General features: G+C 71.9%; 10 protein-coding genes. 5 read left to right on the forward strand and 5 right to left on the reverse strand.

Annotated features, from left to right (window positions below; genetic code table 11):
- The first annotated feature begins 416 nt into the window (after positions 1-416).
- From CCN37_RS30760 to CCN37_RS30775, 4 genes are all read left to right on the forward strand, one after another.
- Positions 417-1,010, forward strand: a complete 594-nt coding sequence (locus CCN37_RS30760; RefSeq protein ID WP_168200936.1) for a hypothetical protein — start codon at positions 417-419, stop codon at positions 1,008-1,010.
- A gap of 388 nt (positions 1,011-1,398) precedes the next feature.
- Complete coding sequence (locus tag CCN37_RS30765; protein ID WP_086827577.1) at positions 1,399-2,925, forward strand: PP2C family protein-serine/threonine phosphatase; 1,527 nt, start codon at positions 1,399-1,401, stop codon at positions 2,923-2,925.
- Positions 2,919-3,926: a B12-binding domain-containing protein gene (locus CCN37_RS30770; RefSeq protein ID WP_210408289.1), complete on the forward strand. Its 1,008-nt coding sequence runs from the start codon at positions 2,919-2,921 to the stop codon at positions 3,924-3,926. Before CCN37_RS30765 ends, CCN37_RS30770 begins: the two co-directional genes overlap by 7 nt.
- A gap of 122 nt (positions 3,927-4,048) precedes the next feature.
- Entirely contained in the window at positions 4,049-4,501 is a 453-nt protein-coding gene (locus tag CCN37_RS30775; RefSeq protein WP_086827581.1) for a hypothetical protein, read from the forward strand.
- On the opposite strand, the gene CCN37_RS30780 is transcribed toward CCN37_RS30775, so the two are convergent.
- On the reverse strand, positions 4,488-4,973 hold the full coding sequence (locus tag CCN37_RS30780; protein WP_086827582.1) for a DUF488 domain-containing protein: 486 nt from the start codon (positions 4,971-4,973) through the stop codon (positions 4,488-4,490). The genes CCN37_RS30775 and CCN37_RS30780 overlap by 14 nt on opposite strands.
- Positions 4,974-4,975: 2 nt before the next feature.
- Positions 4,976-5,329, reverse strand: coding sequence for a nuclear transport factor 2 family protein (locus CCN37_RS30785; RefSeq protein ID WP_086827584.1), 354 nt, complete (start codon positions 5,327-5,329; stop codon positions 4,976-4,978).
- Positions 5,330-5,391: 62 nt separating this feature from the next.
- On the opposite strand from CCN37_RS30785, the gene CCN37_RS30790 reads away from it, so the two are divergent.
- A complete protein-coding gene (locus CCN37_RS30790) occupies positions 5,392-6,369 on the forward strand; it encodes a YafY family protein (protein ID WP_086827587.1) in 978 nt (325 codons plus the stop codon).
- Here the strand turns inward: CCN37_RS30790 and CCN37_RS30795 are convergent.
- The 3 genes from CCN37_RS30795 to CCN37_RS30805 are packed head-to-tail and all read right to left on the reverse strand — an operon-like array spanning position 6,358 to position 9,340.
- Positions 6,358-7,002 carry a response regulator gene (locus tag CCN37_RS30795; protein ID WP_371505195.1) on the reverse strand — a complete coding sequence of 215 codons (645 nt, stop codon included), beginning with the start codon at positions 7,000-7,002 and terminating at the stop codon, positions 6,358-6,360. The genes CCN37_RS30790 and CCN37_RS30795 overlap by 12 nt on opposite strands.
- A gap of 35 nt (positions 7,003-7,037) precedes the next feature.
- Positions 7,038-8,636 carry a sensor histidine kinase gene (locus tag CCN37_RS30800; protein ID WP_086827591.1) on the reverse strand — a complete coding sequence of 533 codons (1,599 nt, stop codon included), beginning with the start codon at positions 8,634-8,636 and terminating at the stop codon, positions 7,038-7,040.
- Between the two features lie 20 nt (positions 8,637-8,656).
- On the reverse strand, positions 8,657-9,340 hold the full coding sequence (locus tag CCN37_RS30805; RefSeq protein WP_086827593.1) for an ATP-binding cassette domain-containing protein: 684 nt from the start codon (positions 9,338-9,340) through the stop codon (positions 8,657-8,659).
- Positions 9,341-9,462: the final 122 nt, after the last annotated feature.

The raw sequence follows: 9,462 nt of genomic DNA on the forward strand, positions 1-9,462 counted from the left end.
CCTCCCTGCGCTCCGGAGCGCGCGCGAGGACGACCGCGAGGGTCAGCACCGTGATCGGCACGAGCAGCAGCGCGGTGATGATCACGCCCAGCCGTCCTGCGAGAGGCTGAGGTACTCGCGCGGCACGCCCAGCCGGTCCGCGATCCGGGCGAGCCCGGAGAAAAATGGGATCTGGCGTCCAAGGACGATCTGGGGACTTCCAACCGCGAACACCCGGTGAGCCGACCTATCACGCGCAGCGAAACCCCGTGGCGACACAACAGCAGGAACACCAGAGGGATGTCGCGGGCGGCGAGCGCCTCACGCGTCTCCGCCTGCTCCCACAGTTCCGAAGGCAGCTCGTGCGGCGGCGCTTCGTGCGCGATCTCCACCCACGCCCAGCCGGGGTCGTCACCGTCGCGCGCGAAGTGCAGCGAGTGCGTGTCACCGCTGAGGTCGGCGCGGACCACCGCCAGGCCGGGGATCGCCGCGACCGAGCGCTGGAGGATCTCGGCGATGTCCGCCGCGCTCGCCGCAGCAACCCGTGGTCGAAGTCCGGCACCGGCGCGCTCGCCAGGCCGATCTCGGCCTCGTGCAAGGAGGTCGGAGCGCGCCAGGCCAGGCGGCTCGGGGCCGCGCTCCGCGAGATCAGCGCCGCAGCCATGCCGTTCCCCCGCTCGCGCGTCACTCCGCCCAGCGTGTCCTCGGCGCGCGGCCGACCGTCGGGGCCGAGCCAGTGCAGTCCGAGTCGATCGCGGCCAGGACGCGGACGCAACCCGGGCAAGCCCTTCACCGTGGTCCGCGCGCCGATGGACGGCAGCAGATCCGCGAGCAGGCTCGGGATCGCGTGCTGGGCGACCTGGAGCCGCACGCGGTCAGGAGCGACCCGCACCTGCCGCACGACCAGCTCCCGCGACCGCGCGCTGAGGCGGTGGATCGCGCTCAGCAGAGCCCCTTCGAGCGCGGCCTGGTCCGGCGAGGACGCGCACGGGATCAGCGGCTGGCTGGCGTCGAGCGACGTCCGCACGTGATGGGGTGTCTCGCCCGTGCACCGGGTGCGCAGCAGAAGGCGTTCAGCGCGGGAGAGCACGGCACCGCCGAACACAGCACTGTCGGACAACGAGGGCTCCGTCCACGGGCGCGTCCCGGCCCACGCCCAGGGTCCTCGAACGACATCGAGCTGGGCACGTGAGATTGAGGACGGTGCGCCCCCCGTGGGGCGCTTGAGAGCACGGATTCCGCCGGGATCGTGGAACAGCTCCTGGGCGACCGTTGTCCGCCCAGGATCACCTTACCCCGTCTGAGACGCGCGGAAGGGGCCGGGCAGCCAAAAATGGGGCGTGAGCAGGGAATTCGCCGCGAAGAGCGGATGCGGTGGCGTCGCCCGGTCAGGTGGCTGCGTTACGGTGCAGGTGTTCGATGATCCCCGCACTACCGAAGGGCGCGATGACCGAGACCAGGGCATCGACCACGCCACGCACCGAAACCACCCCACGCCGCCACGAGCTGTTGGCGGGCAGCGGTGAAGCTGTCGTCCTCTGCGACCGGCACGGAACGGTGCTCGCCGTGGACGGCCGAGTGGAACTGCTCCCCGACATCGGCCCGGGAGCCGTGATCGGCGCGCGCCCGGGCACCGGCTCGCTGCGCTGGCGCAGGCACGACCTGCCGGACGGGCGCCACCTCTGGTACGTGCGCGACGTGGCCGAGGAGACCGAGCGCACGGACGCTCTGCTCGCCGAACGCGCGCGCTCAGGCTTCCTAGCCTCGGCGAGCCGCAGGCTGGGCCTGTCGCTGCACCCGGCGCGGACGGCGCGCGCCGTGGTGGACCTCGCCGTGCCGAAGCTGGGCGACACCGCGATGGTGCTGGCACCGCCGAGCGCGGGCCGCGTGTCGTGGTGGCGCGGCGACGCGTCGGGCTGGGTGCAGCAGACCCGCCTGCCGGAGCCGGTGGTCGACGCGATGGCCGGGCTGCGCACGCACTGCTCGCCGTGGGTGGTGGAGGAGCTGACCGAGGCCGGCTGGCTGTGGCCCGCCGAGCAGCGCCCGGTGAGCGCGCTGGTGATCTCCTTGCCGGGCAACGGAAATCCGGCCGGGGTCCTGGTGCTGACCCGGTCGGCGGAGTTCAGCGGCGAGGACCTGGCGCTGATCGAGGAGTTCTGCTCGCGCGCGGGCATCGCGCTCGCCGGGGCCGCGCTGTACGCCGACCAGGCGCGCACGGCCTCGACGTTGCAGCGCAGCCTGCTCCCGGCACCGCTGCCGCACGTCGACGGCATGTCCTTCGGCGCGGCTTACCGGGCATCGCGCGAGGCCCTGCGCATCGGCGGCGACTTCTACGAGGTCCTGCCGCTCGCCGACGGGACCGTGTTGTTCGCGCTCGGCGACGTGTGCGGCAAGGGCGTCGAAGCCGCCGTGCTGACCGGCGAGGTGCGCCAGTCGTTGCGCGCGCTCTCGCGGCTGGAGCGCGATCCGATGCGGCTGCTGGCGCTGCTCAACGAGACGATGCTGGACGGCAAACCGATGCCGGACCGGCGTTTCGTGACGATGGTGCTCGGCAGGGCGGCCCCGGCGCCCGAAGGCGGGCTGGAGCTGTCCCTTGCCGTGGGCGGGCACCTGCCGCCGCTGGTGCTCAGGACCAACGCCGAGGTCGAGTCGGTCGATCTGCGCGGCACGCTGATCGGCGTCTTCCCCGACGCGCGTTTCGCAGGTGGCTCCGTCCGGCTGCGCCCCGGCGAGACCTGCGTGCTGTACAGCGACGGGGTCACCGAGGCCAAGGGCAGCAGGGGGATGTTCGGCGAGCGGCGGTTGGCCGACGCGCTGACCGGGTGCGCGGTGATGCCCGCCGGCGCGGTCGCCGAGCGCGTGGAGCTGCTGACGACGGAATGGCTCGGCGGCCGCGACCACGACGACATCGCGGTGCTCGCCCTGCGCGCGGACCCCGCGTGCTGACAGCCGAGCGCGAGAAGCTCTTCGCGCTGCTGGGCAACGCCGACGAACGGGGCGCGACGGCGTTCGTGCTCGATCTGTTCGAGGACGGCACCGCTGCGGAGCACCTGCTGCTCGACCTCGTCGCACCCGTGCAGGTCCAGGTCGGCGAGTACTGGGCCACCAACCGCTGGTCCGTCGCCCAGGAGCACGCCGCGACGCACATCAGCGAGCGCGTCGTGGCCGCGCTCAGCACCCGCACGCCGGTCGCGCCGACGCGCGGTCACGTCGTCGTGTCCTGTATGGACGGTGAGTGGCACGCGCTTGCCGCCCGGCTCGTCGCGGAAGTGCTGCGACTGCGCGGCTGGCGCACCACGTTCCTCGGCGCGAGCGTCCCCGCCGCGCACCTGGTGTCCTACCTGCACCAGGAAGGTCCCGACGCGGTGGCGCTCAGCTGCGCGCTGCCCGTGCGGCTCCCCCATGCCCACCGCATGGTCGAAACCTGCCAGCGCACGGGCGTTCCGGTGCTCGTCGGCGGTCGCGGCTTCGGGCCGGACGGTCGGTGGGCGAGGGTGCTCGGCGCGGCTGGCTGGGCTCCCGGGGCGCGCGAGGCGGCGGAGCTGCTGGAGCGGCGGTGGCCGCCGGAGGACCCTCCGCGCGCCGAGCTGGACCACCTCGTCGACGACGAGTACCCGACCCTGGTGAAGCGGCGTGAGGAGCTGGTCGACCTCGCTCTCGCCGCGCTGCACGGGGAGTTCCCCGCCATGGCCCGCTACGCGGAGCGCCAGGTGGAGGCCACGGTCGAGGACCTGGGCCACCTCGCCGACTTCCTCTCCGCCGCGGTCTACGTGCAGGACTCGCAGCTGTTCACCGACTTCCTCGCGTGGATGACCACGATCCTGCACGCGCGGCACGTGCCACCGACGTCGCTGACGATTCCGCTGCGCGCCTACTGGGACGCGCTCTACGACTTCCCCAGGGCGCGCGGGCACCTCGAAGCCGGGCTCGCCCTCGTCCAGTCCTAAGTGGACAGTTCGACGATCTTCCGAATCTCACGGAAAGCCGTTGACAGCGAACAGGATGGCCGACTGTAGGGTGGCCGCGTGCCCATAGGATTTCCCGTGTACTGGGGCCCCGGTGGTCCGCGATGAGCTACGAGGCGGAGGCGCACGCGTTCCTCAAGGCCGAGACCGGCTGGGACGACGGCGCGGTGGACACCCTCCAGACGCTGCTGCGCGACGAGGGCATGGGCGACTACTACCTGGCGGAGTCCGGCAGCTCGTTCGGCCGCGAGCGCGAGCAGGTGCGGCGGCGCCTGCCGGAGCTGGCGCACATCGGCACCGTCAGCGGCGAGGACCCGGCGCGACTCTGGCAGGAGATCCGGCGCGCGTCCTCGGCGTACAAGGACGCCAAGGACCAGGGTTACGCGACCTACAAGAGCGGCTACGGCGATCCCGCTGAGGACGAGCGGCGCGTCAAGGAAGCGGCGAAGGAGCTGGCCGAACAGTGGCGCCGTCTGGCGGCCGCGTCGGCCGATCCGTGGTGCAAGCTCGCCGCACACCACACCGCGACGCGCTTCTCCCGCCTCAGCGCGGGCTGAGGTGGACGACGGAGAAGCCGTGCGCGGTGTGTAGGCGGGCGGCGACGAGGGAGCGGTGGCACGCTTCGGGGGTCGTTTCGACGCAGAGCAGCGCGGTTGCCGAGTGCGGCGGCAACGACTCCGCCACCGCCTCCAGGGCGAACGGGTCGAGGACGTCCCGGGTGTAGCGCGCGACGTACTCCGGCGCGAGCACGGCGCGGTTGCGCTTGCCCACGCCGACGCGGTCGTCCTCGCGGTACTGGAGCTGGCGCAACTCGGTGGTCGGCGCCAGCTCCTTCACGTGCCGGTAGTCGATGTGCGCCTCGGCGAGTGCCTGCTGGAGGCGCACGGAGTTCGCCCACGCGTAGTCGCTGCCCCGGACGCCACGGCGTTGGCGCAGGTCGAGCAGAAGCTCGACTTCCGCCTCCGCCAACGCTTTCACGAACGCCTCGGCGGTGAAGCCGTAGACGCCGATCGTCGCGAGGCGCCTCATCGCTACGCCTGGAACACGGGCTGGTCGACCACCCACAACCACGATCCGTCTGGCTGGCGGCGGGCGATCTCCACGGTCACGTCGCCGTTGTCCAGGGTGCACGCGGTGAGCGCGAGGTCTCCGCTCACCAATGCCGGGTGCTGCTTGCCGGGTGAGAGCACCGGCGCGGCGGCGACGAACTGCTCGTACACCTCGCGGATCTCGATGTGCCCGGTCGCGACGCTGCCGGGCGGGAACGCCAGCACGGCGTCCGGCTCGTACAACGCCACCAGGCCGTCGACGTCGCCCGCGTTGCCGCGCTCGATGAAGAACCTGCCCAGGTCGTTCGGCTCGGTGGCCGGTGTCTTGCTCGTCATGGGGAGAAGCCTGCCAATCAATCACGACATCCTGTGTCGTGTATTCCCGTAGAGTTTTCGGCGTGCGTGCCGACCGGTTGGTCTCACTGGTGCTGTTGCTGCGCCAGCACGGGCGGCTGTCCGCGACCGCGCTGGCCCGCGAGCTGGAGGTGTCCACGCGGACCGTGCTCCGCGACATCGACGCGCTCTCCGCGGCCGGGGTCCCGGTCTACGCCGAGCGCGGGCGGCACGGCGGGTTCGCGCTGCTGCCCGGTTTCCAGACGGAGCTGACCGGGCTCAACCACGACGAGGCGCTGGCGCTGCTGGTCGCCGGGTCGCGGCGCGGCGCGCAGGTGTTCGGCCTCGGCTCGGCGCTCGCGTCGGCCATGCTCAAAGTGGTCGACGCGCTGCCGGAGAGCTACCGCGCGACCGCGGCTGGGGCCGCCGAGCGCCTGCTCATCGAGCCCGAGACCGATCTCCTCTCGCGCCGCGTGACCGCTGAGGAGGTGCCCGACGCGGTGGTGGCCGAGATCCGGCGCGCGGTGTTCGCCGGGCGCAAGCTGCGCATCCACTACGCCGCCGCGAACCAGGACGCGAAGTGGCGCACGGTGGACCCGGTCGGCCTGGTCACCGTGCGCGGCCAGGGTTACCTGCTGGCCACGCGATCCGGCGAGGACCGCACCTACCGGCTGTCCCGCGTCCGCGCTGCCGAGGAGCTGGCCGAACCCGCGCAGCGTCCGGAGCGGGTCGACCTCGGCCGGGCGTGGCGGGAGCGCAGCACGCGGTTCCGGACCGGCGGCGACCAGGTCACCGTGCTCGTGCGGGTGCACCCGAAGCGGCGCGAGGACCTCGTGGACACCGCGCTGGCCGTGCTCGGCGAGTCCACCGACGCCGACGGCTGGCTTCGCGTCGAAGCGGCCTTCCAGGACGACCGGCACGCCGTCTGGGCGATGTGGCAACTCGGCATGAGCGCGGAAGTCCTTGCGCCGCAATGGTTGCGCGATTCCCTGCGGGATCGGGCCACCACCATCTCCGCGCGCTACGAAGAGTCAGGAGGATAGGCCCGCTTCGTGCGCCAGCACGGCGGCTTGGACCCGGTTCGCGCAGTCGAGCTTGCCGAGCAGCCTGCTCATGTACATCTTCACGGTGGCCTCGCTCATGTGCAGGCGAGCGGCGATGTCCGCGTTGGACAGTCCTTGCGCGAGCAGCACCAGCACTTCCCGCTCGCGCTCGGTCAGCTCGTCCACCAGCCGCCGCGCCCGCGCCGACCGCGCGCCCTCCCCGCGCCCGCTGACCCGGTTCATCACCCACGTGGTGACGGCCGGGGACAGGTAGGACTCCCCCGCCGCGACCACGCGCACCGCGCGGATCAGCTCCTCCGGCGCGAAGTCCTTGAGCAGGAACCCCGAAACACCACCGTCGAGCGCCCGCGCGATGTACTCGGGCTCGCCGAAGGTCGTCAGGATCACCACCTTCGTCCGGGCACCGACGCGGCGCAGCTCCTCCACGGCGGCGAGCCCGTCCATGCCCGCCATGCGGATGTCCAGCAACAGCACCTCCGCCGCGCGCGAGCGCACCTCCTCGATCGCGGACCTGCCGTCGGTGGCCTCGGCGAGCACCTCGATGTCCTCCGCCGAGGAGAGCACGAGCCTGATGCCCGCGCGCACCAGCGGCTCGTCGTCGGCGATGATCACCCGAATCACGTTGTGCCTTTCCGAATCGACGTGGATCAGAACGGGAACGGGTCCCGGACGACGAACTTCTGCTTCTCCAGCAACAAGCCGTCGCGGAAGCAGAACCTGTACGCGGTGGTCGAGCCCTTAGGTTCCTTCGACGAGCTCGCGTAGTAGTAGACGCAGCGCGCGTTCTCCGGCGGAGCTCCGGTCTCCGCGGCGAGCTGCCGCTGCGTGTCGGCGTCCGGGGGCGGCAGCACGGCGACGATCTCCTGCTCCTCGGCGCCGACCAGGGACAGGACGTACTCCAGGGAGCCGATCGTCGTCTCCTGCCTCGTCACTCCCACGTACACGGCGAAGCCCAGCAGCGCCACGCCGATCAGCACGACACCGGCGATCACCGAGCCGAACAGCACCGGACGGTTGCGCATCCGCCGCATGAGCGCCTCGGTCTCGTTGAGCACCAACGGGTTCGACGGAACGAAGCCGTCGAGCGCGTCGTCCGGCTCCGGCGCGGGCGTCGCATCGTAGGGCAGCACACCGGCGAGCCGGAAGCCTCCGCCCGGCACGGGAGCCGCGTGCAGGACGCCACCCGCGAGCCGCGCCCGCTCGCGAAGGCCGCTCAGACCACGTCCGCCACCGAATCCTCGCTGCGGTGGCGAGACCGCGTTCCCGTTCAGCACTTCGACGATCACGCCGTCTGACTCGTAGTTCAACCGCACCATCACCGGCGCGCCGGGAGCGTGCCGCGCGGCGTTGGTCAGTCCTTCTTGGACGATCCGGTGGATCGCGCTCTCCGTGGCGCGCGGCAGTTCCACCTTGGTTCCGGTCTCGGTGTAGCCGACCGCTGTTCCCGTCGCGCGCGCGGAGTCCAGCAGGTCCGGCAGCCGCTCCAACGGACTGCCGGGTGGTGGCGTCTCCTGGCCGGTCTCGCGCCCGAGCACGCCGACGATCTCGCGCAGCTCCACCATCGCCCGGCGCGCGGCCTCGTGCAGCTCGGCCGCCGTCCGAGCCTGCGCGGGCTCGGTCGCGGTCACCTTCAAACCGCCTGCCTGCAAGGAGATCAGCGTGAGCTGGTGCCCGAGGCTGTCGTGCATGTCCATCGCGATCCTGGCGCGCTCGCGCGTTCTCGCCTCCGAGACCAGCGAACGGCGCTCGCGTTCGAGGTGCACCGCCCGCTCCCGCAGCGCTTCCACCAGCGCTCCGCGCCGGGCGACGGCGAAGCCGAGGACCGCCGGCACGGTGATGTAGATCAGCAGGTATCCGCTGCCCACCAGGGCGAGCAGGACGTCGGCCTCCTGTGGCACCTCGGCCACGGTCCTGAGCACGGCGACCGCCGTGCAGCCCAGCACCGCCGCGCCGAGCTTCACCGGCATGCCGAGCCGTCGGCCCGCACTGAAGGAGAGGACCGCGCAGAACGCGCTCACGACCAAGCCGCTGGCCACGAGCGCGATCGCCGGGAACCTCCTGCGGGCGAGCAGGCAGGCGACGGCCACCGCGATGCTCGCCACCAGCACCACCGCGCTCGGCTCCGGGAAGGCGCGCACCGCGAAGAACAGTGAGGCGGTGTAGACCACCAACTCCCGCAGTACGTTCTTCCAGCCGGGCGGGCCGAAGAGCCACCGCGCCCACGAACCGTCCACTGTGGAGACCACGGGCCGAGCATAGGGGACCGTCACGTGGTGCTCATCTCGGAGGCGTAGAGGTCTTCGCGGTGCGACACAACCAGTTCCGCCACGGTGCCGTCCAACTGCGCCCGACCGTCGCGCAGCAGCACCACGTCGTCGGCGAAGGCCCCGAGCACTCGCAGGTCCCTGCTGGTGACGAGCACCGTCGCCCCCTCGCGAGCCCGCTCGCTGAGCACCGCGTGGACCACCCGCTGCGTCGTCAGGTCGGCGCGGTCGAACGGCTCGTCGAGCACCACGATCGGGCGATTTCCGAGCAGCGCCAAGCAAAGCGCGAGCCTCTGTCGCATTCCCAACGGGTACGTCTCGATCCTGTTGGCCGCGACACCGCCCAGCTCCACGCGCTCCAACGCCGCGTCGGCGACCGCGCTGGGCAGGCCGAGCAGGTCGGTGACCTCGCGCGCGGCAGCCCTTCCCGTCGAACGCGAGGACGGCTCGTGCGCACCGCCGACGACCCGACCCGTGTGGTCGTACTCGCGCACATCGTTGCCCAGCAAGGAGATCTGCCCGGACTCGGGCGTGAGCGCCCCTGCGACGCAGCGCGCGAACGTGGTCTTGCCCGCCCCGGGCGCTCCGATCAGCGCGGTGACGCGCCCCGGCACTGCGGTCAGCGACAGGCGGTCGAGCACGAGCCGGTTGCCATGACGAACGGTGAGGTTCTCGACGTGAAGCATGCCCTCGACGCTACGAACCGCACCCGCACCCGATCACTACCCGAACGTCGAGTCCCCCGCTGTCGAAAGTCTGCTCTCCCTCACGCGCCGCGCCACGCACATCACCCCGCCCGCGCAACCCG

This window comes from Allokutzneria sp. NRRL B-24872, from assembly GCF_002155965.1.
GTDB lineage: Bacteria > Actinomycetota > Actinomycetes > Mycobacteriales > Pseudonocardiaceae > Allokutzneria.

Bases quoted from the DNA above. Each gene is read 5' to 3' on its own strand.
- CCN37_RS30765 (WP_086827577.1), top strand. From the start codon at position 1,399: ATGATCCCCGCACTACCGAAGGGCGCGATGACCGAGACCAGGGCATCG.
- CCN37_RS30775 (WP_086827581.1), top strand. From the start codon at position 4,049: ATGAGCTACGAGGCGGAGGCGCACGCGTTCCTCAAGGCCGAGACCGGC.
- CCN37_RS30805 (WP_086827593.1), bottom strand. From the start codon at position 9,340: ATGCTTCACGTCGAGAACCTCACCGTTCGTCATGGCAACCGGCTCGTG.
- CCN37_RS30780 (WP_086827582.1), bottom strand. From the start codon at position 4,973: ATGAGGCGCCTCGCGACGATCGGCGTCTACGGCTTCACCGCCGAGGCG.
- CCN37_RS30785 (WP_086827584.1), bottom strand. From the start codon at position 5,329: ATGACGAGCAAGACACCGGCCACCGAGCCGAACGACCTGGGCAGGTTC.